Below are 23,215 nucleotides of genomic sequence, written 5' to 3'. Positions count from 1 at the left end.
GCGCTCGCTTGGTCGACCACCGGTTAGAGGGAGGTTACTCGGCTGCCGCGAGCTGGCCGCAGGCGCCGTCGATCTCCTTGCCGCGGGTGTCGCGCAGCGTGGTGGGGATGCCGGCGTCGTTCAACCGGTTGACGAACTCGCGGGTGACGGCCGGATCGGACGAGGTCCAGATGGAGCCGGGCGTCGGGTTCAGCGGAATAGGGTTGACGTGTACCCAGCCGCGGCCGCGCTTGTTGAGCTTCTTGGCCAGCAGGTCGGCCCGCCAGGCGTGGTCGTTCATGTCCTTGATCAGCGCATATTCAATGGAGACTCGGCGCCCGGTCGCCTGGAAGTAGCCGTACGCGGCGTCGAGGGCCTCGTCCACCTTCCAGCGGGAGTTCACCGGGATCAGCTCATCGCGCAGCTCGTCGTCGGGTGCGTGCAGGCTCAGCGCGAAGGTGAAGGGGAGGTTCTCGTCGGCCAGCTTGTTGATGGCCGGCACCAGGCCGACGGTGGAGACGGTGATGCCGCGGGCGCTCATGCCCAGGCCCTCGGGCGCCTCGTCCACCATGCGGTGCACGGCGTTCATCACGCGCTTGTAGTTGGCCAGCGGCTCGCCCATGCCCATAAAGACGATGTTGGTGACGCGCTCGGCGTCGTGGCCGGCGTCCTTCCGCTTGCCACCCAGGCCGCCCTCGGCGATCACGCGGTTGGCCTGGACAATCTGGTCCAGGATCTCCGCGGTGGACATGTTACGGGTCAGGCCGGCCTGACCGGTGGCGCAGAACGGGCAGTTCATGCCGCAGCCGCACTGGCTGGAAACGCAGAGCGTGATCCGGCCGGGGTAGCGCATCAGCACCGACTCGACCAGCGAGCCGTCGAAGAGCCGCCAGAGGAACTTGATCGTGTCGCCGTTATCCGTCTTCAGCCGCTTGACCTCGGTCAGCAGGGTGGGGAAGAAGGTCTCAGCCAACTCCGCACGGCGCTCCTTGGGCAGGTCGCTCATCCGCTCGGGATCGGTGGTGTAGTGCTGGAAGTAGTGCGTGGAGAGCTGCTTGGCGCGGAACGCCGGCAGCCCCAGCTCCTTCATCTTTTCCTGCCGCTCGGCCAGCGTCATGTCGGCCAGATGCACCGGCGGCTGCTTGACCCGCGGGGACTTGAACTGCAGCAGCGGCCGCCCCTCGGTGGTGACGGCTTGATCCCAGCCCTCGGCGGCGGGGCGCACCTGGGGACGGTCGGAAGTTTTTTGGGGAGAAGAAATCTGCGAAGACATTGCCACCTATTGTCGCACAGACAAGATATAGTTCTCCCTTCGCCCGCCAATTGCCCGTCCGGCGGCCGCAGGCGGCCTGTTAAGGCTCCGCCGCAGCATCCGCCCCGGAGGCAGTGGTGTGCCTATTCTGGATCGATGCGTATCTGGAGCCTGCACCCCCGGTTGCTCGACGGCAAAGGCCTGGTGGCGTGCTGGCGGGAGACTTTGCTGGCCCAGAAGGTGCTCGCCGGGGAGACCAAGGGCTACCGGAACCACCCGCAGCTGCAGCGCTTCCGTGCCACTCCGGACCCGATGGCCGCGATCGGCGCCTACCTCTGCGGCATGGAGGCCGAAGCGCTGAACCGCGGCTACACGTTCAATGCCGGCCTCATCCGAGTGAAACCCGAGCTGGCCGCGGGGTGTGCGCCCGGCTCGTTGGCCCCTCCCCTGCCGGTCACCACGGGACAGCTGCACTACGAATTCGAGCACCTGATGGCCAAGGTGGCCATCCGGGATCCGGCTCACGCACTTGCCTTGACGGGCGGAACAGAGTCGCCCCGAATCACCTTGGTTCCGGCGTACGTGCCGGAGCCGCACCCCCTGTTCACCGTGGTCGACGGGCCGGTGGAGGCCTGGGAACGGGCCTGACCCGGACCGGGCGGCCTGACCTCCCGGAGATCAGCCCTTCCGGGCGCGCTTTTCCTGGAACCGGATGATCCGTTCCACTGCTGCGGCCACTGCTTCCGCGCCGGCGGCGAAGGACAGCCGGACGGAGCGGGTGCCGTTGACCGCGTCGAAATCGGCGCCGGGCACCAGTGCCACGCCCTCTTCTTCCAGCAGCGCCCGGCAGTAGTCCGCCGAATCCGCGAAGCCGCTCAGCTGGTCCCCGAGGTCGGCGTACAGGTAGAACGCGCCGTCGGCCGGTGCCGCCGTGCCCCACTGCAGCCGGTCAAGGTTCTGCAGCAGCACCGCGCGCACCTCGGCGAAGGCGGCCACCGCAGCATCGGCCTGCTCGTAGGATTCCTCGCCGAACGCCGCCAGCGCAGCCAGCTGGGCCGGCGCCGGCGGGCACAGCGCCACGTTCCCGGCGAGCGCCTCGATCGCCGGGGCAAGGTCGGCGGGCATCAGCGCCCAGCCCAGCCGCCACCCCGTCATCCCCCAGTACTTCGAAAATGAGGAAATAACGACGCCGGTGCGGTCCAGTTCCCAGGCGCAGGTTCCGCGGGCGTCGGGTTCCGCGGGGTCGGCCGGGTAGGTGATGCCGTGATAGATCTCGTCGCTGACCAGCCGGACGCCGCGCTCGGCGCACCAGGCGGTGAGTGCGGCCAGTTCGCTGCGCGACACCATGGTGCCGGTGGGGTTGGCGGGCGAGGCCAGCACCAGTCCCGTCAGCGGCCCCTGGGCGGCAGCCGCAGCGTCCAGCAGCTCCGGCGTGGGCTGGTAGCGGACCTCGGGCCCGCAGTCGATCTCCACCACCTCGCAGCCGAGCGCGCGCAGGATGTTCCGGTAGGCCGGGTAACCGGGCCGTGCCAGCGCCACCCGGTCCCCCGCGTTGAACGCGGAAAGGAACGCCAGCAGGAAGCCGCCGGATGACCCGGTGGTCACGGCCACTTCCTCCGGCGCCACCTCGAGCCCGTACCAGCGCCGGTAGTGCCCGGCGATCGCCGTCCGCAGCTCGTGGATGCCCAGCGCGCTGGTGTAGGTCAACGCCAAGCCGGAGGCATGGATCCGGGCGGCCTGCTCGGACACGGCCCGCGGTGCGCCGCCCGAGGGCTCGCCGGCGCACAGCGAGATCACGTCCCGGCCCGCGGCGCGCATCTGCGCCACCCGGTCCAGGATGTTCATCACCTGGAACGGCGGAACCTGGGCCCGGCCGGATACCTGCAGTTCACTCACGTCCCGGCGCCCGCTAGGCGGTCTTGGCGATGTACACGTCGCAGGACGCCTTGTGCGTGACCGAGCTGGCCACGCTGCCGAGCACCCGACCCAGCCCCTGCATCCCGACGTTGCCCACCACGATCAGGCGGGCGTTGACCCGTTCGGCCTCGGCCACCAGCGCGTCCTGGGGCTTGCCGAGCACGGCTGTGAAACTGGTCCGCAGCCCTTCCGCGCCCAGCTCCGTCGCGACGTCGCGGGCCACCTTCTCGGCCTTTTCCGACTCGTGGATGAACCACTTGTCGTTGCCGATCTCCACGACTTCGGTCGTATCGGACTCATGGGCGGTAACCACCCGGAGCTCGGCGCCCATGGACGCGGCGAGCTTCGCCGCAGTGCGCGCCGCCTTCATGGCGGTTTCGCTGCCGTCTACTCCTACGATGATGATGCCGGCCATCGGGCCACCCCTTCGAGCACGTCGTCTGGCGGCCACGTGGGCCGTTTCACACCAACTTACCCGCCCCGGGGCCGATCCGCCGGAAACGGCGGACCGCCGTCGTCGTTATCAGTCAACGAACTCGGACTGGGTCTCGATAAACTCCCAGTCCTCTTCCGGCAGCGTGGCCTCCTTCAGGTCCGGCCCGCCGGCCTCGTAGACCGCAGCGGCCGCATCGGGATCCACGACGTCGGCGTTCAGGTTCTCCCGGAACCACTGCTTGTGCACCGTCGGCAGCTTCAGCCACCACTGTTCAATCCGCAATTCCGCCATCTCACGCATCCTCTGCCTCGCCGTACTTCCACCGTAGGTCCGTCGGCCCCAGCGGACAAGGGACGTTCGGTCAAGCGTCGACCGGCGGACGCCGCGGACCACTACCTCCGCCGATAGCCGTTGGCGGGAACCGGCCGGGATGCCAAGGTGGAGACCGTCCGCAACCACCCGCCCGCCAACAGATCCGGCGGCCGTCTTTTGAGAAGGACCCCCATGGACCGCATGGTTTTCATCAACCTCCCCGTCAGCGACCTGAAGAAGTCCACCGACTTCTACACCGGCCTGGGCTACACGCTGAATCCGGCATTCTCCTCGCCGGATGCCTCGTCGCTGGTCATCTCCGACACCATCATGGTGATGCTGCTGACCCGGGAGCATTTCGGCAAATTCCTGCGCAACGGCACCCCGCATCTCGGCTCGGACGCCAAGGAAGTACTGGTGGCCCTCAGCGCCGACTCGACCGAGGAAGTGGACCGGTTCGTGGCCAACGCGACGTCCGGCGGCGGCACCACGTACCGGCCGGCCGAAGAAGAGATGCCTGGCATGTACGGGGCCGCCATTGCTGACCCGGACGGACATGTCTGGGAGATCATGCACATGTCGCCGGAGGCGTTGCAGGGGGTAGCGGAGGAAAACGCCGCCGCCACGGACAGCGGCGCCGGCATCTAGTTCCGCCCGCGCAGGCCGGTGACCTAACGGTGGCCGCCGCTTTCGGCGCGCCAAGAGCCGGGCTAGCGGCCGGTCAGTTCCTGCTGCAGGCCGCGCACTTTGGCGGCGATCTGGTCGCGGACCAGGCGCATCCGTTCCTCGCCGTGGATCCCGCGCAGGCTCGGTTCCTCGATCTCCCAGCGCTCATAACGGGTGCCGGGGAGTTCCTCCAGCTGCGCGTAGCTGCCCAAGATGACCACGACGTCGGCGCTTCGCTGTGCTTCGTCGGTCACCGCCGTCGGGACTTGGCTGGAGATGTCGATGCCCAGTTCCGCCAAGGAGGCCGCGGACTCCGGGTTGACGGTTTCACCAGGCTTGGTGCCACAGGAGTGGACGTCAACCGTGCCGGCCGCGGCGGCTTCCATCAGTCCGGCGGCCATCGGCGATTTTCCGCTGTTGCTGGAGCAGACGAACAGGACGCTGGGCTTCTCGGCTTTGTACCTCATGCCTGCCATTATCTCCGGGCGAACCCTTTGGGTCTGCCCGAACTTCTGGCACAGTAAAGGGAGCAGCCGGCGCCGGCAGCGGTGGCCGGGAGCCGATCGACGCGAAGGGCCGCCATGACTGCCGCAACCACAGGCTCCAGCCGTCCCACTGTCCTGTTCGTGAGTGTGCGCGACGCCGGCCGCTCCCACATGGCCGCCGCCTACCTGTCCCAGCTCGCCGACGGCGCCCTCAACGCGCGCTCGGCCGGAATCCGGCCCGCCAAACGGCTGGACTCCGCCGTGGTTGAGGCGATGGCGGAAGACGGCATCGATCTGTCCTCGGCGCGGCCGGCGGAAGTGACCGTCGAGTCGATCAACAACGCCCAGATGGTGGTGACCTTGGGCTCCGGCGGCGAATGCCCGGTGATTCCCGGCCGGCGCTACGAAGACTGGGATGTGGACGACCCTGCCGGCCAGCATCCGGACGGTGTCCGCGCGGTCCGCGACGACATCAAGCACCGCGTGCAGCAACTGATGTCCGAGCTGCAGCCGGCCCTGCACCCGGACGCTCAGTAGACCTGCCCACGCTCTGGAGGAGCTCAGGATGAACAGCGAGAAGCTCATCATTGTCGGTTCCGGCCCGGCCGGTTACACCGCGGCCATCTACGCCGCGCGGGCCGGCCTGGCGCCGCGGGTCCTGGCCGGCTCGGTCACCGCCGGCGGCGCGCTGATGAACACCACGGACGTGGAAAACTTCCCCGGTTTCCCGGACGGGATCCAGGGGCCGGATCTGATGGAGCAACTCCGGAAGCAGGCGGAAAAATTCGGCGCAGCGGTGGAGTACGACGACGTTGTCTCCGTTGAGCTCTCGGGTCACTTCAAGAGCGTGGTCACGATGGGCGGCGACGAATACCAGGCACCGGCCCTCATCCTCGCCACCGGCTCGGCCTACAAGGAGCTCGGAATGCCGGACGAAAAGCGGCTGTCCGGCCACGGCGTGTCCTGGTGCGCCACCTGCGACGGGTTTTTCTTCCGCGAACAGGACATTATCGTCGTCGGCGGTGGTGATTCGGCGATGGAAGAGGCGCTCTTCCTGACCCGATTCGGAAAGTCCGTGACCGTCGTCGTCCGTCGGGACACCTTGCGGGCTTCCAAGATCATGGCCCAGCGGGCCAAGGACAACCCCAAGATCCGTTTCGAGTGGAACAGCGCGGTCGCCGCGATCCACGGAGACAGCAAGGTCACCGGCGTAACTCTCGCGGACACCGCCACCGGCCGGACCCGCGAACTGCCCGCCGCCGGCATCTTCGTAGCCATCGGCCACCTGCCGCGCACCGAACTGGTCAAGGGACAGGTGGATCTCGACGACGCGGGCTACATCAAGGTGGATTCACCCACCACCGTGACCAACATCCGCGGGGTATTTGCCTGCGGCGATGCGGTGGACCACCGCTACCGCCAGGCCGTCAGTGCCGCGGGCACCGGCTGCTCCGCCGCCCTGGACGCCGAACGCTACCTGGCCGCACTCGAGGATTCGGACAGCATCGCCACCGCGCTGGTGGAAGACGAGACGCACGGTTGATCCGAGGCGTCCTTGGGCTATGAGGCTTCCGGGGCCTCTGTCGAGCGCGCATAGGTCGCCGAGACGCGGCGGTAGACCGGGGTCAGAAAAGCCAGCAGCGCGGCCACGATCATAAAGATCCCCGCCGCTAGGAACACCAGGGCGATGCCGCGGGACGTGCCCTCGCCCAGCAGCGGGGCCAGCTGGGCGGCGCCCTCGGCGGACCGGGCGTACGGGATGATCCATACCTGGGCAATCGGCGCGATCAGGAAAGCGGTGATCGGTGCCGCCGCCGACTCAAACGCCATGGCAAAACCGAACACCCGGCCCTGCCGCTGCAGGGGCACTACCTGCTGGATGACCGTCTGTTCGGCCGCCTCCACGAACGGCACCAGGACCAGGTACAGCCAGATCCCGGCGATGTACAGCCAGGCCCACTCCCGCAGCGTGAACACCGCGCCGAGGACACCCATCAGGACCACCGCGATGAGCATGGTCCGCAGCGGGTTGCGCCCCAGTCCGAACTTGCTGATCAGCCAGCCGCCCACGATGAACCCGGTGGCGCCGAGCGCGAAGTACGTCCCCCACAGCTCCACGGGGAACATCTCCAGACCGTAAGGATCCATCAGTGCCATGTAGACGCCACCGATGAAGTTGTTGAACGTGGAGAACAGGATCAGCGCGAACAGGCCGGTAATGGCCAGCACGGCCGCGATGGAGCCGCGCAGGTCGAATCCGCCGTGCGCGTCAGTGACGGCCGCGCGCACCTCCTCGGGCATGCGCAGGGTGAGCAGGTGCGCGAAGGCCAGCGCCGTAAGCACCAGCGCGACGACGATCGTCCCGCCCATACCGAGCAGCCCGACAGACAGGCCGGAGAGCACCGAGGTGACGATGAACATCAGCCCCTGCACCATGCCCACCAGCCCGTTGGCATTGGCCCGCCGGTCCGGCTCGATCAGGATGGTGACCGTGGTGGACAGGGCGATGTTGCGCATGTTCTCCACCACCGCGCCGGTCAGGATGATGACGGCGAAAATCCAGAACCACGGCTGGGTCAGGTCCACCAGCGAGGTCTCGGATGTCAGCAGGAACATGACCCCGGACAAGAGGAACATCACCAGGGTGAAGCCGGCCGCAAAGCGCATCACCGCCAGCTTGCGGTAGCGGTCCACGAAGGTGCCGAAGCTGATGCTGGAAAGCGCTATCAGCAGCATGTACGCCCCGCCGATCACGCCGGTGGCGATCACGTTGCGCGTCTCCAGGTACACCCAGAACGTCAGGGCGAACCACAGGTAGCTGGTGGTGATGTTGGCCAATGCCGTGTTCACTAGGATCCCCATGAACGTGCGGGATCGCTGCGCAGGGCTGCGCAAGGTCGTATCGACTGCGTCCGGCTCGGCCAGGCTTATTGCGGCGCCATCCTCGACCGACGCCTGCCCTGCCGCCGGGTCCGCTGGGAGGCCCGCGCCGCCGTCGTACGCCGCTGCGGCCCGGGGCTGGACCGGTTCCTCCTCGGTCATGCGCCCCAGTCTACTGACTACCGTCGAGTGACGACACAGGTCCTGCCGGTCGGGAATGGCTGCCGAATTCGAATTCGACCTCATTCGCGCCCGCACTTGGGAAGGCAAGGCCGCCAAGGCAAAAGGCCGGCTCAGCGGCAAGCAGCCCGAACTCTCCAAGAGTCAGGAAGCGCCCACCTCGACTCCCTATACATGGGAGGACAACACACCACTACCGAGATCACCTAACTGTTCAACATCGCCCGCAGCACGATTTACCGCATCGCTCAACGAACGAAGCGGGGAGGGAGGACCTGAATTTGGGCTAGGCGTAGGGTGGAATTCAAACGATAGGAGCACTTCATGAAGAAAATCCTCATGGTACTGACCAGCGTTTCCAAAATCGGCGATACCGGAGAGAAGACCGGCTACAACGTGGCCGAAGCTGCACATCCCTGGAAGGTCTTCAAGGATTCCGGGCATTTCGTCGACTTCGCGTCCATTCAGGGCGGCCAGCCCCCGCGCGACGAGGTGGACTCAGAAGATCCCATCCAGGTCGCCTTCACGAAGGACGAGACCACGCGCGCCGGTCTCTACAACACTGCCCGCGTCGACGTCGTCGATCCCGACCAGTACGACGCCGTCTTCCTCGTGGGCGGCCACGGCACCATGTGGGACTTCCCGGAGAGCGAAGCCTTGCAGAATCTGGTGGCCAGCGTCTACAACGCCGGCGGTTTGGTGGGCGCGGTCTGCCACGGACCGGCCGGCCTGCTGAACGTGGAATTGGAGAACGGGCTTCGCCTCGTCGAGGGCCGGAAGATTGCTGCCTTCACCAACGACGAGGAGGTTGCCGCAGGGAAAGACAAGGTCATCCCGTTCTTTTTGGCAGACCGACTTGAGGAACAGGGCGCCACCCACGTCTCCTCTGATGTCTTTGAGGAAAAGGTGGTGGTTGACGAACGGCTAGTAACCGGCCAGAACCCGGCTTCAGCCGCCGGCGTGGCCAAGGAGATGGAGAAGCTCTTCGCAGAGGTCATCCACCATGAAAAAGCCGAGGAACAGCACGAGACGGAGACTCTGCGCGCCGAAAAGGACGCCCAGAAAAACGCCAAGAAGGCTGCCGAAGAAGCAGAGCACTGACACCAACAGCGCACTGAAACTGGCTCTTCCACTTTTAGCGTGGTTGCAGGTGTTCAGCATGCTTGTTTGGCCGCCGTGTACAACAATAACCGGAGCCGGTAATGGCCATGGTTTCTGTACCCGCGCCCGATTCGTTTGAGGTTCTTGGCGGTCAGATTGGCTGCCTCGCTGCGGGCGTTCGTCACGCGGCTGCGGCAGAACGTGAGCAGCTCGCGGCGCCACATTTTCAAGGTGGCGAACAGTGACTTCGCCTCGCGCATTTTCGTGGCCTTCACCGCGTGCTCCAGCGCTGCCCACGCCCGCTGGAAGTCGTTGATGGTGCGGGTGCGCAGCAGTTGGCGGACGTGTTCCTTGATGCCCCAGACGACTCCTAGTTCGATGCCGGCGGCGATGATTTCCTTTAGCCGCCCGCGCTGGGCCAGGGACATCCGTTCCTGATTGCAGGTGAGCAGTTTCCGGTATTTCCATGCCGGATCGCTGGCCCTGCCGCGACGTCCGTGTAGGTCGTGGGAGCGGCGCCGACGCACGTCGGTGATCATCTGGTTTGCCCGCGCTACCACGTGCCAATGATCGACGGTGATCAGCGCTTTCGGCAGGACCGTCCGCACCGCCCGGCGAAACTCGCTGGACATGTCCATGGCCACCATTTCGATGCGCTTGCGCCACCAGCGTGGCCGGGCTCCGATCCAGTCTCTGACGGCCTGGCCGCGCCGACCGTCGACAATGTCGAGGATCGCCCCGGTGTCAAGATCGGTGAACACGATCGACCACGGCTCGACCCGGATGACTTTGCCATCGTGGTCCTTGAGGTAGCGGACGGTGCGGAAGCGGTGTTCATCGACCCCGAGCCGGCGTACCAGGCGCCGGTCTACGTTTCCTTCCAGCGCAGCGGTGCCGGAGACGATGCGCATCGCGGTCGTCCAAGAGACACCTGCCTGGGAAGCCACCCGGGAGACCGCCCGCAACTCGGCGGCCAGAGCATCGACAATGTCCTCAACCAGACGGGTTGTGACCCGGGCCCGCAGCGGCAGCTGCTCTGTGGTCTGCACAAATGAACGGCGTGAACACTGCTGTTCACGGCAGACCAGCCGGCGCTTGCGGACCAGCACCTCCAATGCTCCGCCGCCGCACTGAACGTCCCGGACACGGTGCACCGGGCGCGAATGCACCACGGAAGAAAACACGCCGCACGACGGGCATGCCCCTTCCCGCTCCAACGGCTCCACCAGCACACGGCGTCCTGCTCGGAATCCTGCTTCCTCGATCATGGCGATTACCAGATCGGGAGCAGGTTTGAGGGCGAGCAGGATCGCGGGCTCGTCTTTCAATTGCGCGAACTGAACGAAGGTTAATTCGTGCAACTTAGGGGGAGCAGTGTTCTTTGCCGCTCGATGGCGGCGGGAATTCTTAGGGGGCGGAACCGGGCGGGACATCGGCAAACGCGGTGACCTGCCCGCCCCGCCGGCGTGCGGAGCGGATCAGGATGCTGACGCCAAGGGCCGTGATCCATAACCCCCAGCCGGTGCTGCCGAGCAGGCCGGCCAGGTCCCAGACGGGGAAACCGGGGACGGCAGTGGCAAGAATGTCGCCCTGATTCAAAAAGTAGATGATGCTGACAAGGAGCCCGACGGCGCCGAGCCAGCGCGGAAGGATTCCTGCGCGCAGGATGATCAGGCTAAGCGTGACCGACCAGCCGATAACGAATAATTGGCCCAGATGCTCTCCCAACAGCGCCCCGCCGAACTGGTGCTGCGCTGTCCAGGCAGCGTCGACGGCCGCCCGGGCTGTGGCATCACCTGTGACGTAGGAACGGGCCAGGGGTGGAACCACGAACACCCAGCGCAGGAATCCGATGAGAGAGAGCAATACCGAAGCCGCTCCCGCATAAGTAGCAACCCGTATGACCGGATCGTCGCGGAGTCCGAGCGCCGCGGGCAACAGCAGAATCGGCACTGCCAGGAGCCCGTATGCCCATGCTGTCGCAAACCAGATCCAGATCAGCCCGGGCACGCCGGCTGAGAAGGCGGGCAGGACAACGCTTGCCGGTTCCCGCAAGATGTCCGGCCAGTCAAATGTCACCGACAGGATTGTGGCCGCAGCGGCGAACGCAAGGGCACTGACGACGAACAATGCGCCAGTGACCCGCTGAAGGCCGACGTCTGAATCAGGTGAGCGCATATCCATAGCGGGCCTCGAATTCTGCACGCCCGGCAACGGGAGCACGCTGAAAATACTGGACGCCGCGCTGAAGGCTGTCAAGAAGGAGGCGAGCGCTGATCACATGCAAATCCAGCAAGCACCTCCGGGGTCCGGTCTCCTCGCTGCTCGCGGTTCATGCAGTTGCCTATGATCTTGTCGCGGTTGAACTCGAAGTAGACTCCGTTGTCAGATGACGGCGACCGCATGGCCCGCGAGAGAATACTCCTAGATGAGTTGGAGGAACCGTTGGGGCCCTCCGGATGCCGCGAGCGGGAGGAGACCCTGGATTGTCGAACATGCCCGACCCAACTGGAACGGTGCAAGAAGCGCCTGGACGGGTCCTGCTCGTCGGTTGCGGGAAGCTGGGTACGCGCCTGGGTGAACGCCTTTTAAGTGCCGGGGCGGAGGTGTTCGCGCTCCGCCGCAACACGGCAGGCCTGCCTGGCGCATTCTCTGCCCTGCCTGTGGACCTCCGGGAACCGGTCCAGCGTGAATTGCCGAGAGTGGATGCGATGGTGATCACCCTGACTCCCGATATTCAAGAGGCCGCGGACCGGTCTAATGGCTACCTCGCCGCGCTCAGGAACCTCGCCACGGCACTGCCGAGTAGGCCGCGACGAGTAGTGTTCGTCTCCTCCACCCGGGTCTTCGAAGGGCGGACAGACCACCGGGCGCTCACAGAAGTGGATACGCCCGCCCCGCTGACTCCACGAGGTAGGACGCTTCGTGACGGAGAGCTTCTCGCGTCTGAGCTCTTCGGCGCGCATATCGTCAGGCCTGCAGGGATCTACGGGCCCGGGCGGGAGATGCTGCTGAGGAAAGTCATCGATGGCGCCCCGGTCCAGTACGCGAGGCGCACGAACCGCATCCATGAGACCGATCTCGTCCGCACCCTGCAAACACTGCTGTTCGTTGAGAATCCGCCACCTATCCTCCACGCCGTCGATCAGACCCCCGCGACGCTGGGTGAGGTCGTCACTTACATCGCGCAGCGGCTGGGACTCCAACCACCCCCGAGGATCCAGCCTGACGTGGCCAGCGGGACCATCCTCAGCGGCGCACTGCTCCTCTCGTTACTTGGAACCTTGCAGTATCCAACGTTCGAAGCAGGGTACGACCACGTCATTGCCACACGCAACGAGCAAACATCCCCCCAAACCTGAAAGAGCGCACGGCAACTCATGAAGTCATGTGCTCTTGAGGCGAGCTGGCCAACGGAGCGTGTCCCGCCTGATCCGAAACCAGGAGCCGGTGCGTCCCCGGGAAGGGGTCACACCGGCTCCTGGCCAAGAGGCTGGGAAGGTCAGCTGCAGGTGTAGGTGACGCCATCAACGAAGTGGGTGCCCGGTCCCAGGTCGCCACAGACCTCCACCATGTAGGCGATGCCTGCGATCGTGATGATGGTGAACAGGATCAGCAGAACGGTGCCGACGGCACCGATGATGATGCCGGCCAGTGCGAACCCGTTCTTGGCGTTGGCACGCTTGGACTGAACCATGCCGATGATGCTGACGATCAGGCCGGCCACGGTCAGCGGACCGAGCAGCGACAGGATAAAGCCGACAATTCCCATGGTCTTGCCGGGAACGGGCTGTCCGGGAGCGGGCTGCCCCGGGTAGCCGTATGGGGCGTTCTGCTGCGGATAGGCCTGCTGGCCCGGACCCGCCTGCGGGTAGGAGGGGTAGGCGCCCTGCGGCGTCTGCGGCTGTCCGGACGTGGTGGGTTCGGGGTATTCCCCGGGGCCGTTAGGGGTGGACATGGGTTCCTCTCATCGTGCGGTGCGGTGCGTGATTATACGATTCATCCTTACCCACGAAACCAGCTAAGCCCAAAACGAGGGCACGAATCAGCCCCGCCCCACCAACGCGTCGACCTGTTGCAGCAGGGCTTCCATCTCGCCGTCGGCCATTTGGTTCTGCTGCGCATCCGGCGAAAAGAACGTTGCACTGAAGTACAGGCCGTCGCCGATCAGCTTCACGGCCTGTGCCACCGGCCGGCTGCCCAGGGCCAGCTCCAACGTGTCCAGCCAGAGTTCCTGGATCCGCGCAAACGTGCTGGCCGCGGCGGGATGGCCCTGCTGGACCAGTCGGGCCAGGGCTACGATCGCGCGGTCCAAGGGTGAGTCGACGTAGTTGGAGGTGCGCACGTAGTAGCGGGCCGCGCCCTCCGGCGCACTGCTGATCCGCTCCGCGTCCGCGGCCGACAGTTCAGCGAGCCGGTCGCACAGCCCCTGAACCATCGCCTCCTTGGAGGGGAAGTGGTAGAGCAGCCCGCCTTTGGAGACTCCGGCTGCCGCCGCGACGGCATCCATGGTGGCGGCTCGCTCGCCCTCTTTGATCAGGATGTCCTCGAAGTTGTCGAGGATCCGGTCTTTCGCACTGGCCATCCACCCATCCTAGGACGCAGTTCTTCCGCTGCGCGGGCATTCCGCAGCCGCCTTGCTCATGTACCGTCCAGACGGTATAGTTGAAGGATCACCCAAACACCTGTCTCCGAAAGATGCACCATGCTTACCGTCACCCAGCGCGCCGGCCGCAAGGAATGGACTGCCCTGGCCGTGTTGATGCTGCCGGTCCTGCTGGTCGCCGTCGACAACACCGTGCTGAGCTTTGCCGTGCCGGCCATCTCGCTGGCCTTCAGCACCAGCGGCACCACGCTCCTGTGGATCATCGACATCTACCCGCTGGTGCTCGCCGGCCTGCTGGTGGCGATGGGCAGCCTGGGCGACCGCTTCGGCCGTCGCAGGATGCTGATGATCGGCGCCGCAGGCTTCGCCGCGCTCTCCGCCTTAGCCGCCTTCTCGCCGAGCGCCGAACTGCTGGTTGCCGCCCGCGCCGGGCTAGGCATCTTCGGGGCCATGCTCATGCCGGCCACGCTGTCCCTGATCCGGAACATCTTCACTGACCGGACCCAGCGGCGCCTGGCGGTGGCCATTTGGGCCGCCGGATTCTCGGCCGGCGCCGCACTGGGCCCGCTGCTGGGCGGCGTACTGCTGGAGCACTTCTGGTGGGGTTCGGTCTTCCTGCTGGCGGTTCCCATGCTGCTGCCGATGCTGGTGCTGACACCGATGTTTGTGCCAGAGTCCCGCGACCCTGAGCCGGGACCGGTGGACGTGGCCAGCATCCTGCTTTCGGTCGCCGCGCTCTTGCCGGTGGTGTTCGCCATCAAACAGTTGGCCGCCGGCGGAGATCTGCCTGCCATCGTGGCAGCCGCAGCCGTCGGCGTCCTGGCCGGCTGGGCGTTTGTCCGCCGCCAGCTGCAGCGCTCGAATCCCATGCTGGATGTCCGGCTGTTCCGCTACCGCCCGTTCACCGGCGCCGTGCTGGTAAACCTCCTGGCCGTCTTCTCCCTGGTGGGCTTCCTGTACTTCGTCTCCCAGCACCTCCAGCTGGTCCTCGGGCTCAGCCCGCTGCGGGCTGGCCTGGTACTGCTGCCCGGCCTGGTGGTCACCATCATCGCCGGATTGCTAGCGGTGCCGCTGGTCCGACGGATCTCACCGCACCTGGTGGTAGCCGGGGCCCTGCTGCTGTCCGCGGCGGCGTACTGGCTGGCGGCCTCCACCCCGGACGCATCGGCAATGACCTTGATGGCTGCGTTCGCACTGCTCGGCGCGGGCGTCGGCGCTTCGGAAACGCTCTCGAACGACCTGATCCTCTCCAGCGTTCCGGTGGCCAAGGCCGGTGCAGCCTCCGCCGTGTCGGAGACCGCCTACGAAGTAGGCTCGGTTTTTGGTACCGCAGTGCTCGGCAGCATCCTGGTCGGCGCGTACCGGCAGCACATCGACCTGCCCTCCGGCCTGACCCCGGAGCAGCAGCACGCCGCCGGCGAGACCCTGGGCGGCGCCATCACCGTCGCGGAGCAGTTGCCGGAACGCACCGCGGCCGCCTTGCTCGATTCCGCAGTCCACGCCTTCGACAGCGGCGTTACCGTTACCGCCGGACTGGCCGCCGCCCTGATGGTGGCCTCCGCCTGGCTGGCCTTCCGGACACTGCGCACGCCGCAGCACCAGTAAGCCCGCGGGCGCCCGGACGGCCGGGCGCCCCGGACGGCCGGGCACCCCGGATGGCCGGGCGGACGCTGGCCCGTCACCCCCATCCCCCGGCGGCGACACCGCCGTCGGCTCCGCCCCGCCATGGCATCCGTCACAAACCCTTGCGTCATACCCCTAGGGGGTATAACTTGGTCGTGTAGTCCCCGGAATGAGGAAGCCATGAACCACACCTCCCTGCCCAGCGTCACTGACCCTGCCGCCGCCGACGAGCACATCGGCCACGCCTACACCTCGGACAAGGACGCCTACCTGCGCCGACTGAAGCGCGTGGAAGGCCAGGTCCGCGGCATCGCCCGCATGGTGGAAGAGGACAAGTACTGCATCGACATCCTCACCCAGGTGGCCGCCGTCAACAAGGCCCTGCATGCGGTGAGCGTCGGCCTGCTCGAAGACCACATTCAACACTGTGTGGTCGGTGCCGCCAAGGAATCCGAGCTCAGCGGCGATCCGCGGATCGTGCAGGACAAGGTCAAGGAAGCCTCGGATGCCATCGGTCGACTGCTGCGCTGACGCCGCCCTCCCCCGAACGCTCACCCCCAGGAGATTTCTATGAGCACCACCACCATCAGCATCGACGGCATGACCTGCAGCCACTGCGTGGACGCCGTCACCGAAGAACTCAAGGCCCTCGCCGGGGTCCACGACGTCAGGATCAACCTGAACAAGGGCGGCATATCCACCGCCACCGTCAACTCCGACGCCCAACTGGACCCCGAACAGATCGGCGAAGCAGTCGCCGAAGCCGGCTACACCGTCGTCGCAAACATCGCTTAACGCGTACGACGGCGTTGCCTCCCGCCGCTGTCAGTCACCTTTATCTGCCAACCACCTAATGCGCCGCGTCCACCCGCGGCCCGCCCACCGAGAATCGAGATGACCAGCTGATGGCCTCCCATCCCGCTGCCCAGGACCCTGTAGTCGACCCGGCTCCGGCCAGGTCCGTAGAACTGGCGATCGACGGTATGACCTGCGCCTCCTGCGTGAACCGCGTGGAGCGTAAGCTCGGCAGGATCGAGGGAGTCGAGGCGAGCGTGAACCTGCCGCTGGAATCCGCCGTGGTCAACGTCCCGCACGGTGTCACCGATCAGCAGTTGCTGGAGGCGGTGAACGCTACCGGCTACAAGGCGCGGGTGAAGCAGCAGCCGGGTTCCGGCCACGCGCCGGCACAAGGGCATGACGGAACCGGTCACGGTGGGCACGCTGCAACGGATCACCCAGCCGGCCACTCCGGGCAGGACCATCTGGCCGAGCAGGCGGAAGGCCACGCCGGGGCCGGAGAGCACGGCGAGCACGAGGACCACATGGCGCACGGCGGCACCGCCGACGAGCTGCGGCCGCGCCTGTGGACGGCCGCCATCCTCACCGTCCCGGTTTTTGTCATCTCGATGATTCCCGGCGCGCAGTTCCCGCACTGGGGCTGGGTGGCCTTCGCGCTCAGCATCCCGGTGGTGTTCTGGGCGGCCTGGCCTTTCCACCGCGCGGCGGCGATTAACGCCCGACATTTGGCCTCCACCATGGACACGCTGGTGTCGCTTGGCGTGCTGGCTGCCTTCTTCTTCTCCGCCTGGCAGCTGTTCATGGATCCGATGCTGACCGAACACGTGCAAGGCAACATGGCCGCGCACGCGCTCTACTTCGAAGTTGCCGTCGTCGTAGTCACTTTCCTACTGCTGGGCCGGTATCTGGAAGCCAATGCCAAGCAGAGGGCCGGCGACGCACTGAAGTCCCTGCTCAACCTGGGCGCGAAGGACGCCACCGTGCTGAGGGACGGCACCGAGGTGAAGGTAGCGGCCGCCGATCTGCTCCCCGGCGACATCATGGTGGTCCGGCCGGGCGAGAAAATCCCCACCGACGGCTATGTGGTGGACGGTCACTCCGCCGTCGACACCTCGTTGCTGACCGGTGAATCCGTTCCGGTCGAGGTGGACGTGGACGACACCGTCACCGGCGCGACCATCAACACCTCCGGCCGGCTGCTGGTCCGCGCCACCCGGGTCGGCTCGGACACCACACTCGCCCAGATGGGCCGGCTGGTCAGCCAAGCCCAGGCGGGCAAGGCCCCGATCGCCCGGCTGGCGGACCGGATCAGCTCCGTCTTCGTCCCGATTGTGCTGGTCATCGCCATCATCACTTTCATCCTCTGGATGGTCTTCACCGGCGACCTGCAGGCGGCGTTCACCGCAGCCGTGACCGTGCTGGTCATTGCCTGCCCGTGTGCCCTCGGGCTCGCCACGCCCACCGCGCTGCTGACCGGCACCGGCCGGGCATCGCAGCTGGGCATCCTGATCAAGGGCCCGCAGATCCTCGAAGACACCCGTCACGTGGACACCATCGTGCTGGACAAGACCGGCACCGTGACCACCGGCCGGCAGGCCGTCGAGGGCGTCGTGGCGCTGGCGGACCGCAGCGAAGATCAGGTCCTGCTGCTGGCCGGCGCTGTAGAGGCCGGCTCGGAGCACCCGATCGCCCTGGCCATCGTGGAGGCGGCCCGGGATGTGGCCGCGCGCACGGCAACACCGGTCGACGGCGGCACCGGCGCCTCGGGCAGCAAAACCGACCCTGAGCTACCGGCCCTTTCCAACTTCCACAGCACGGCGGGCGGCGGCGTCCGCGGCACCATCACCGAACCTGATGGCAGCACCAGCACGGTGGTGGTTGGCCGCAATAACTGGATGGACGAAAACGCCATTGCCCTCTCCGCCGACCACCGCCGGATTCTGCTGGAGCAGCAACAGGCCGGTTCTACAGCGGTGTGGGTCGCCGTGGATGGAACGGTCGCCGGGATCGTCAACCTCCAGGACACCGTCAAGGAGCACTCGGCAGCTGCGATCGCCCGGTTCAAGGAACTCGGACTGCACCCCATCCTGCTCACCGGCGACAACGCCGCCGTCGCAGCCGAGGTGGCGGCCGAAGTCGGCATCGCACCCCAGGACGTCTTCGCGGACGTGCTCCCGGAGGACAAGGTAGCCGCCATCAAGCGGCTGCAGGCTGAGGGCAAGACCGTGGCCATGGTGGGCGACGGCGTGAACGACGCCGCCGCGCTGGCCCAGGCCGACCTGGGCATCGCCATGGGCGCCGGCACCGACGTGGCGATCGAGGCCGCCGACCTGACCGTGATGGGCAGCGATCTGGTCCAGGTGGTGCAGTCCATCGAGCTGAGCCGCAAGACACTCTCCACCATCAAGTCCAACCTGTTCTGGGCCTTCGCCTACAACACGCTGGGCATCCCGGTGGCGGCCTTCGGCCTGCTCAACCCGATGATCGCCGGCGCCGCGATGGCCGCCAGTTCGGTGCTGGTGGTGGCCAACTCGCTGCGGCTGCGCCGCTTCGGCCGGTAGGCGGTGGGACTGCCGCCGCTTTGACCGGCTTCCCCTCCGCTTCGGACTCTGGCGAATCCCGCCCTGACCTGCGCAAACGTCGGCCACGCAGCGTGGCGTCATCCCCGTGGGTTCCCGCCACGAAGAGTAGAGCCGGAGTGGATGACAAGTTGGGGCTTCGCTGCCGTCCCGCTGGCTAATGTTGAGAAAACCCCGCTCACCCAACCGTAACGGAGCCACAGATGACGCTTGGAGAAAAACTCAGGGCCGCCCGGAAGAAGGCAGGGCTCTCCCAAGAAGAGCTCGCGCAGAAACTGTGTGTCTCCCGCCAGGCGATCACCAAGTGGGAGAACAACAAGGGCATCCCGGATGTAGCGAACCTCAAGGCGCTGTCGGCCCTGTTCGATGTCAGTGTCGACTACCTGCTGCGCGATGGCCACGAGTTCTCTGCGCAGATCATCCGCGAGCCAATCGACATTACCCAGTACAAGAAGTCAGGCAAGGAACGCGGCACGTTCGATGCCGCGGTGCGTGCCAAGTACCCGAGCGCCGAGGTCATCCACCCGCTGACCCGGCGTAGAAAACTCACTACGTGGGAATCGATCGTCGACTTCGTGGTCCAGCCGGGCACGCTCAACGCGGCCGACTCGCTGCGTGACCTCTCCGGCTACTACGTGGTGGATCTGGGCGACCGGCACCTCTTGGTCAACGTCAGCAGGGAGTTCGTTGAAAGCCGCGAACTCACCGCCAAATTCGACAAGCGGAAAAAGGTCATCGGCGACAACGTCTTCACCAAGGCCCCCTACACGCTCCAAGGTCCGGGCTAGACGGCCGTGCCGTAGCGCACGGCCGCGCGGGCACGGGCCTTGGCTGCTTCTTCCTCGCGGTTCTTCGGCGGCGCCACCGTCACCAGGTCGTCGAGCAGGTGCGCGGTGATGTGCGCGATTTCGTGCACCGCCTGATTGAACGCTTCCTCGTTGGCCTTCGACGGCTTGTTGCTGCCGCTGACCTTGCGCACGTACTGCAGCGCGGCAGCCTCGATTTCGGCATTCGTCGCCGCGGGTTCGAAATTGTGGAGCTGGCGGATATTCCGGCACATGGCAGGCCTCCGGTGTGCGTCGTGGATGCTGGCTGGTTCTAGTCTGCTCCACCGCCGCGGCATCGCACCACCCCTTCACACCGCTGCCTCAGTGCGCGCCGACGATCTCCACGAGGGCGAACGAGAGACCGAAACCTACGGCGATCGCGATGCCGGTGGCAGCGCCGGCGTCCCGGATGCCCTCCGGCACCATCCGGACCGTCACGTTCGTCAGGACGCCGCCGCCGGCAAAGGCGAGCACGAAGGCAACCACCTGCGGAGGCACGAGCGTGAGCAGCAACGTGAACACGGCCACGGATAGGCCGCAGAGGATCGTCATGGTGATCCAGGCGGTCATGACGTGGCGGCGGGTCAGGCCGGCCTTGCGCAGCGGTCCGGTGTCCGCCATGGCCTCGGGCACGCCGCAGAGGAAGACCGCGGCAAGCATAGCGGCGCTGATGCCGTAGCCACTGACCAAGCCACCGGAAATGATGATGGATTCGGCGACCACGGACAGCCCGATCACCAGGAACCGGGGCTCGTGGAGCGGTGGCGCGGACAGCCGCGTGTCCCGTCTGGCCCCGTTCACCACCCACGACGTCGCCACCGCACCGCCGACCAGCCCGGCTCCGACGAAACCGCTCCCGCCGGCCAGCCGGCCGGCTTCGTCGATGAGCTTGTAGGCGACGGCCGATAACAGGGCGCCGGCGCCGAGGCCCGTCAGCACACCGAGCAGCACGCTGTTGATCCGCCACCGCAGGGCAAACAATCCGCCCAGGAAGTAGGAGGAGCCAGCAAGCAGGCCCCAGCCAAATGCCTGCAGCATCGGCGTCCCTTTCGGCTTAGGCGCTAAAGCACCGCGCCTAGGCATCATCCCCGAACCGGTCAGGGGATGGCAAGGGCTACGCAGGTGGCAGGCACCTGCGCACAGTACGACGGCGGGGCTCGGCAGTGTGCCGAGCCCCGCCGTCGTTATGGGGTTCTGAGAGAGGACCGCAGGTGGCTAGCGCTTGCCGGCCGGCTCCTGCTCGCGGGCCGTTTCGCTCTTCGGTGCGACCGATGCCAGCACCGGCTTGCCCAGCATCGAGATCACCACGGCGCCGATCAGCATCGGGATGATGAACAGGAAGTAGAGGTCGGTGGGCTGCCAGCCGCCGTCCATCAGAGCGCCGGCGATGATTGGCGACGCGATCGCGCCGATGCGGCCCATGCCGATGACCAGGCCCAGTGCGGTGCCGCGCACCTCGGAGGTGTAGTAGGTGGGGCTGATGGCCAGCATGCCGGCGATCGGGGCGTTGGAGCCGAAGCCCACCAGGGCGGCGGCGAACAGCGCGCCGGCCAGCGATCCGGTGGAGAGCGAGAACGCGCCGAAGGTCAGGCCGCCGATCACGAAGAACACCGCGAGGACCTTGCGCATCGGGAAGCGGGCGCCGAAGGCGCCCAGCACGACGGCGCCGATGATCGCGCCGACGCTGAAGAGCACGCCGGCGGTGATGCCGTCCTGCTGGCTGAAGCCGCTGGCGGTGACCAGCTTGGGGGTCCAGGAGTTGGCGAAGTAGAAGCTGGCCATCAGGATGAAGTACGCCAGCGAGATCAGGATGGTGCGGCGGGCGTTGACGCCGGTCAGCACATCCGCAAAGCGGGACTTCCTCTTGGCCGGGGCCTCCGGCAGCTCGGGCAGCTCGGCGACCACTGGCTGGTCGATCCGGCGCAGCACCTTGTTGATGCGCTGCAGGGCATTCTCCGGGCGGCGCACCAGCAGGAAGTCCACCGACTCGGGGACGGCCTTCATGATGAACGGAATCATGACCACGGTGATAACGGCGCCGAAGAGGAAGGCGGAGCGCCAGCCGAACGCGGTGATCAACGCGCCGGTGGCCATGCCGCCCAGCACACCGCCGATCGGCTGGCCGATGCTGACCAGGGCCAGCGCGGTGGAGCGCCGCTTGGCGTTGGAGAACTCGGACGCCAAGACGTTGGCGGTCGCCTGCAAGGTACCCACGGCCAGGCCGGTGATGAAGCGCAGCACCACCAGCACTGCGTAGCCGGGTGCAAAGGCGGAGACCAGCATGCCCACCGCGACGATGGCCGCACCGATCACCAGGGTTTTCTGCCGGCCAATCACGTCCGCGACGCTGGACACGAAGATGGATCCAATCGCCATGCCGATCAGCGCGGAGCTCAGCAGCACGCCCAGCTGGCTGGCGCTCAGGCCCCAGTCCTCCATCACGGCGTTGGCGCTGAACGCCATCACCAGGACGTCGAAACCGTCGATCATGTACAGCGCCATACAGATGGCGATGACGCCAACCTGCGTGCGCTTCATCGGAGCCGCCTCGATGCGGGCCTTGATATCCATAGCTGGGCCTAACTTGTTGCTGGCGCGGCCGCTGCGAGCGGCCGCGTGTCTAACTGAACGTCCGGTAAGTTCGTTGAGCCATCAACTATATGACCTGCGCGACCCCGCCCTGTGCCACACGCCATAGATATGTGAGCAAGCTCTCGTGGCGGGGGTTACAGCTCCTGCCCCTGGCTTTATCGTCCGGGCTGGCCTGCCTCCCGCGGGAGGAGCACAGTGAGTGGTGAAGGCGTCCAGATTCAACCGGGGCAACCCCGAACTGAACAGGAGAACATCATGAAAACAGCAGTCCTCGGAACCGGCAGGGTCGGCCGGACCATCGCAGCACGCCTAGCCGAGCTCGGCCACACCGTCACCATCGGAACCCGCGATCCTGAAACTACGCTGTCCCGGACCGCGGCAGACGCCATGGGCACTCCGCCCTTGGCTGCCTGGGCCGCCGACAACCCCGGCATCGATGTTGCCCGATTCGCCGACGCCGCAGCCGGCGCCGAGCTGATCGTCAACGCAACCAACGGCGGCGCCTCCCTGGACGCCCTGGCCCAGGCCGGCGCGGAAAACCTCGACGGCAAAGTCATCCTCGACATCGCCAACCCCTTGGACTTCAGTCACGGAATACCGCCGACCCTCTTGGTCAAGGACACTGACTCCCTCGGCGAGCAGATCCAGCGGGCCTTCCCCGCGGCGCGCGTGGTGAAGGCTCTCAACACCCTCACAGCCGACCTCCAAGCCCGCCCAGGACTGCTTTCCGACCCCGGCACGGTCTTCGTTTCCGGCAACGACGCCGACGCCAAGAACACAGTCACCGGGCTCCTGAAGGACTTCGGTCATCAGGACGTCATCGACCTCGGCGACATCAAAACCGCCCGTGGAGTCGAAATGCTCCTGCCAGTCTGGCTCCGCCTCTATTCCGCGCTCGGGACGCCCCAATTCAACTTCAAGATTGTCCGCTGACCTCTGAAGGTCAGCGTGCCGGACCGGCAGATCAACCGACTTCTCTCGA

25 protein-coding genes are annotated in these 23,215 nt (G+C 66.4%); 12 read left to right on the top strand and 13 right to left on the bottom strand.

All coding sequences use genetic code 11. The annotated features are described in order from the left end of the window. Positions 1-34: 34 nt before the first annotated feature. A complete protein-coding gene (gene rlmN / locus MNQ99_RS01845; RefSeq protein WP_241914231.1) occupies positions 35-1,252 on the bottom strand; it encodes a dual-specificity RNA methyltransferase RlmN in 1,218 nt (405 codons plus the stop codon). Positions 1,253-1,387: 135 nt separating this feature from the next. Between rlmN and MNQ99_RS01840 the strand changes: the two genes are divergently transcribed. Then, on the top strand, positions 1,388-1,879 hold the full coding sequence (locus MNQ99_RS01840) for a pyrimidine dimer DNA glycosylase/endonuclease V (protein ID WP_241914230.1): 492 nt from the start codon (positions 1,388-1,390) through the stop codon (positions 1,877-1,879). A gap of 30 nt (positions 1,880-1,909) precedes the next feature. On the opposite strand, the gene MNQ99_RS01835 is transcribed toward MNQ99_RS01840, so the two are convergent. From MNQ99_RS01835 to MNQ99_RS01825, 3 genes are all read right to left on the bottom strand, one after another. Further along, a complete protein-coding gene (locus tag MNQ99_RS01835; RefSeq protein ID WP_241915235.1) occupies positions 1,910-3,076 on the bottom strand; it encodes an aminotransferase class I/II-fold pyridoxal phosphate-dependent enzyme in 1,167 nt (388 codons plus the stop codon). A gap of 64 nt (positions 3,077-3,140) precedes the next feature. Then, positions 3,141-3,563, bottom strand: coding sequence for a universal stress protein (locus tag MNQ99_RS01830; protein ID WP_127512214.1), 423 nt, complete (start codon positions 3,561-3,563; stop codon positions 3,141-3,143). Between the two features lie 108 nt (positions 3,564-3,671). Continuing rightward, positions 3,672-3,875, bottom strand: a complete 204-nt coding sequence (locus tag MNQ99_RS01825; RefSeq protein WP_127512213.1) for a hypothetical protein — start codon at positions 3,873-3,875, stop codon at positions 3,672-3,674. Between the two features lie 213 nt (positions 3,876-4,088). Between MNQ99_RS01825 and MNQ99_RS01820 the strand changes: the two genes are divergently transcribed. Further along, complete coding sequence (locus tag MNQ99_RS01820; protein ID WP_241914229.1) at positions 4,089-4,544, top strand: VOC family protein; 456 nt, start codon at positions 4,089-4,091, stop codon at positions 4,542-4,544. 62 nt (positions 4,545-4,606) lie between these two features. On the opposite strand, the gene MNQ99_RS01815 is transcribed toward MNQ99_RS01820, so the two are convergent. Beyond that, complete coding sequence (locus tag MNQ99_RS01815) at positions 4,607-5,029, bottom strand: arsenate-mycothiol transferase ArsC (protein ID WP_241914228.1); 423 nt, start codon at positions 5,027-5,029, stop codon at positions 4,607-4,609. Between the two features lie 114 nt (positions 5,030-5,143). Between MNQ99_RS01815 and MNQ99_RS01810 the strand changes: the two genes are divergently transcribed. Further along, on the top strand, positions 5,144-5,584 hold the full coding sequence (locus tag MNQ99_RS01810; protein WP_241914227.1) for an arsenate-mycothiol transferase ArsC: 441 nt from the start codon (positions 5,144-5,146) through the stop codon (positions 5,582-5,584). A 28-nt stretch (positions 5,585-5,612) separates the two neighbouring features. Further along, a complete protein-coding gene (trxB, locus tag MNQ99_RS01805; RefSeq protein ID WP_241914226.1) occupies positions 5,613-6,590 on the top strand; it encodes a thioredoxin-disulfide reductase in 978 nt (325 codons plus the stop codon). 17 nt (positions 6,591-6,607) lie between these two features. On the opposite strand, the gene MNQ99_RS01800 is transcribed toward trxB, so the two are convergent. Continuing rightward, a complete protein-coding gene (locus MNQ99_RS01800; RefSeq protein WP_241915234.1) occupies positions 6,608-7,909 on the bottom strand; it encodes an MFS transporter in 1,302 nt (433 codons plus the stop codon). 522 nt (positions 7,910-8,431) lie between these two features. Here MNQ99_RS01800 and MNQ99_RS01790 point away from each other — a divergent pair. Further along, complete coding sequence (locus tag MNQ99_RS01790) at positions 8,432-9,208, top strand: type 1 glutamine amidotransferase domain-containing protein (protein ID WP_127512208.1); 777 nt, start codon at positions 8,432-8,434, stop codon at positions 9,206-9,208. A 53-nt stretch (positions 9,209-9,261) separates the two neighbouring features. Here the strand turns inward: MNQ99_RS01790 and MNQ99_RS01785 are convergent, their stop codons facing one another. Next, the gene (locus MNQ99_RS01785) at positions 9,262-10,488 is read right to left on the bottom strand and encodes an ISL3 family transposase (protein ID WP_422387513.1); all 1,227 of its coding nucleotides are present in this window, start codon (positions 10,486-10,488) and stop codon (positions 9,262-9,264) included. A gap of 127 nt (positions 10,489-10,615) precedes the next feature. After that, a complete protein-coding gene (locus tag MNQ99_RS01780; RefSeq protein ID WP_241914225.1) occupies positions 10,616-11,386 on the bottom strand; it encodes a DUF4386 domain-containing protein in 771 nt (256 codons plus the stop codon). Positions 11,387-11,667: 281 nt separating this feature from the next. On the opposite strand from MNQ99_RS01780, the gene MNQ99_RS01775 reads away from it, so the two are divergent. Next, positions 11,668-12,570, top strand: a complete 903-nt coding sequence (locus MNQ99_RS01775; RefSeq protein ID WP_338423109.1) for a sugar nucleotide-binding protein — start codon at positions 11,668-11,670, stop codon at positions 12,568-12,570. Between the two features lie 140 nt (positions 12,571-12,710). Here the strand turns inward: MNQ99_RS01775 and MNQ99_RS01770 are convergent, their stop codons facing one another. Beyond that, entirely contained in the window at positions 12,711-13,166 is a 456-nt protein-coding gene (locus MNQ99_RS01770) for a DUF4190 domain-containing protein (protein ID WP_241914224.1), read from the bottom strand. 87 nt (positions 13,167-13,253) lie between these two features. Further along, the gene (locus MNQ99_RS01765; RefSeq protein WP_241914223.1) at positions 13,254-13,793 is read right to left on the bottom strand and encodes a TetR/AcrR family transcriptional regulator; all 540 of its coding nucleotides are present in this window, start codon (positions 13,791-13,793) and stop codon (positions 13,254-13,256) included. 120 nt (positions 13,794-13,913) lie between these two features. Between MNQ99_RS01765 and MNQ99_RS01760 the strand changes: the two genes are divergently transcribed. The 5 genes from MNQ99_RS01760 (at position 13,914) to MNQ99_RS01740 (ending at position 19,602) form a co-directional block, all read left to right on the top strand. Continuing rightward, positions 13,914-15,419 carry an MFS transporter gene (locus tag MNQ99_RS01760; protein ID WP_241914222.1) on the top strand — a complete coding sequence of 502 codons (1,506 nt, stop codon included), beginning with the start codon at positions 13,914-13,916 and terminating at the stop codon, positions 15,417-15,419. Between the two features lie 198 nt (positions 15,420-15,617). Then, the gene (locus MNQ99_RS01755; RefSeq protein WP_241914221.1) at positions 15,618-15,968 is read left to right on the top strand and encodes a metal-sensitive transcriptional regulator; all 351 of its coding nucleotides are present in this window, start codon (positions 15,618-15,620) and stop codon (positions 15,966-15,968) included. A 39-nt stretch (positions 15,969-16,007) separates the two neighbouring features. Continuing rightward, positions 16,008-16,232, top strand: a complete 225-nt coding sequence (locus tag MNQ99_RS01750) for a heavy-metal-associated domain-containing protein (RefSeq protein ID WP_127512198.1) — start codon at positions 16,008-16,010, stop codon at positions 16,230-16,232. A 110-nt stretch (positions 16,233-16,342) separates the two neighbouring features. After that, positions 16,343-18,796 carry a heavy metal translocating P-type ATPase gene (locus MNQ99_RS01745; RefSeq protein WP_241914220.1) on the top strand — a complete coding sequence of 818 codons (2,454 nt, stop codon included), beginning with the start codon at positions 16,343-16,345 and terminating at the stop codon, positions 18,794-18,796. A 221-nt stretch (positions 18,797-19,017) separates the two neighbouring features. Then, positions 19,018-19,602, top strand: a complete 585-nt coding sequence (locus MNQ99_RS01740) for a helix-turn-helix domain-containing protein (RefSeq protein ID WP_241914219.1) — start codon at positions 19,018-19,020, stop codon at positions 19,600-19,602. Here the strand turns inward: MNQ99_RS01740 and MNQ99_RS01735 are convergent. From MNQ99_RS01735 to MNQ99_RS01725, 3 genes are all read right to left on the bottom strand, one after another. Beyond that, on the bottom strand, positions 19,599-19,874 hold the full coding sequence (locus tag MNQ99_RS01735; RefSeq protein ID WP_241914218.1) for a DUF2277 domain-containing protein: 276 nt from the start codon (positions 19,872-19,874) through the stop codon (positions 19,599-19,601). The two genes, MNQ99_RS01740 and MNQ99_RS01735, sit on opposite strands and share 4 nt — an antisense overlap. A gap of 88 nt (positions 19,875-19,962) precedes the next feature. After that, the gene (locus MNQ99_RS01730; protein WP_127512194.1) at positions 19,963-20,679 is read right to left on the bottom strand and encodes a ZIP family metal transporter; all 717 of its coding nucleotides are present in this window, start codon (positions 20,677-20,679) and stop codon (positions 19,963-19,965) included. A 177-nt stretch (positions 20,680-20,856) separates the two neighbouring features. Then, on the bottom strand, positions 20,857-22,212 hold the full coding sequence (locus tag MNQ99_RS01725; RefSeq protein WP_241914217.1) for an MFS transporter: 1,356 nt from the start codon (positions 22,210-22,212) through the stop codon (positions 20,857-20,859). A 276-nt stretch (positions 22,213-22,488) separates the two neighbouring features. On the opposite strand from MNQ99_RS01725, the gene MNQ99_RS01720 reads away from it, so the two are divergent. After that, entirely contained in the window at positions 22,489-23,166 is a 678-nt protein-coding gene (locus MNQ99_RS01720) for an NADPH-dependent F420 reductase (RefSeq protein ID WP_241914216.1), read from the top strand. The last annotated feature ends 49 nt before the right edge of the window (positions 23,167-23,215 follow it).

Origin of the sequence: Arthrobacter sulfonylureivorans (assembly GCF_022637435.1) — a bacterium.
GTDB classification, from domain to species: domain Bacteria; phylum Actinomycetota; class Actinomycetes; order Actinomycetales; family Micrococcaceae; genus Crystallibacter; species Crystallibacter sulfonylureivorans.
The sequence above is the reverse complement of the archived record's forward strand: the minus strand, read 5'-3'. Positions and strand labels throughout refer to the sequence as shown.

Coding starts and splice junctions, on each gene's coding strand:
- MNQ99_RS01780 (WP_241914225.1), bottom strand. CDS start 11,386: ATGCGCTCACCTGATTCAGACGTCGGCCTTCAGCGGGTCACTGGCGCA.
- MNQ99_RS01830 (WP_127512214.1), bottom strand. CDS start 3,563: ATGGCCGGCATCATCATCGTAGGAGTAGACGGCAGCGAAACCGCCATG.
- MNQ99_RS01790 (WP_127512208.1), top strand. CDS start 8,432: ATGAAGAAAATCCTCATGGTACTGACCAGCGTTTCCAAAATCGGCGAT.
- MNQ99_RS01750 (WP_127512198.1), top strand. CDS start 16,008: ATGAGCACCACCACCATCAGCATCGACGGCATGACCTGCAGCCACTGC.
- trxB (WP_241914226.1), top strand. CDS start 5,613: ATGAACAGCGAGAAGCTCATCATTGTCGGTTCCGGCCCGGCCGGTTAC.
- MNQ99_RS01840 (WP_241914230.1), top strand. CDS start 1,388: ATGCGTATCTGGAGCCTGCACCCCCGGTTGCTCGACGGCAAAGGCCTG.
- MNQ99_RS01730 (WP_127512194.1), bottom strand. CDS start 20,679: ATGCTGCAGGCATTTGGCTGGGGCCTGCTTGCTGGCTCCTCCTACTTC.
- MNQ99_RS01825 (WP_127512213.1), bottom strand. CDS start 3,875: ATGGCGGAATTGCGGATTGAACAGTGGTGGCTGAAGCTGCCGACGGTG.
- MNQ99_RS01755 (WP_241914221.1), top strand. CDS start 15,618: ATGAACCACACCTCCCTGCCCAGCGTCACTGACCCTGCCGCCGCCGAC.
- MNQ99_RS01810 (WP_241914227.1), top strand. CDS start 5,144: ATGACTGCCGCAACCACAGGCTCCAGCCGTCCCACTGTCCTGTTCGTG.
- MNQ99_RS01735 (WP_241914218.1), bottom strand. CDS start 19,874: ATGTGCCGGAATATCCGCCAGCTCCACAATTTCGAACCCGCGGCGACG.
- MNQ99_RS01815 (WP_241914228.1), bottom strand. CDS start 5,029: ATGAGGTACAAAGCCGAGAAGCCCAGCGTCCTGTTCGTCTGCTCCAGC.
- MNQ99_RS01720 (WP_241914216.1), top strand. CDS start 22,489: ATGAAAACAGCAGTCCTCGGAACCGGCAGGGTCGGCCGGACCATCGCA.
- rlmN (WP_241914231.1), bottom strand. CDS start 1,252: ATGTCTTCGCAGATTTCTTCTCCCCAAAAAACTTCCGACCGTCCCCAG.
- MNQ99_RS01835 (WP_241915235.1), bottom strand. CDS start 3,076: ATGAACATCCTGGACCGGGTGGCGCAGATGCGCGCCGCGGGCCGGGAC.
- MNQ99_RS01765 (WP_241914223.1), bottom strand. CDS start 13,793: ATGGCCAGTGCGAAAGACCGGATCCTCGACAACTTCGAGGACATCCTG.
- MNQ99_RS01800 (WP_241915234.1), bottom strand. CDS start 7,909: ATGGGGATCCTAGTGAACACGGCATTGGCCAACATCACCACCAGCTAC.
- MNQ99_RS01740 (WP_241914219.1), top strand. CDS start 19,018: ATGACGCTTGGAGAAAAACTCAGGGCCGCCCGGAAGAAGGCAGGGCTC.
- MNQ99_RS01745 (WP_241914220.1), top strand. CDS start 16,343: ATGGCCTCCCATCCCGCTGCCCAGGACCCTGTAGTCGACCCGGCTCCG.
- MNQ99_RS01820 (WP_241914229.1), top strand. CDS start 4,089: ATGGACCGCATGGTTTTCATCAACCTCCCCGTCAGCGACCTGAAGAAG.
- MNQ99_RS01760 (WP_241914222.1), top strand. CDS start 13,914: ATGCTTACCGTCACCCAGCGCGCCGGCCGCAAGGAATGGACTGCCCTG.
- MNQ99_RS01775 (WP_338423109.1), top strand. CDS start 11,668: ATGCCGCGAGCGGGAGGAGACCCTGGATTGTCGAACATGCCCGACCCA.
- MNQ99_RS01770 (WP_241914224.1), bottom strand. CDS start 13,166: ATGTCCACCCCTAACGGCCCCGGGGAATACCCCGAACCCACCACGTCC.
- MNQ99_RS01725 (WP_241914217.1), bottom strand. CDS start 22,212: ATGGATATCAAGGCCCGCATCGAGGCGGCTCCGATGAAGCGCACGCAG.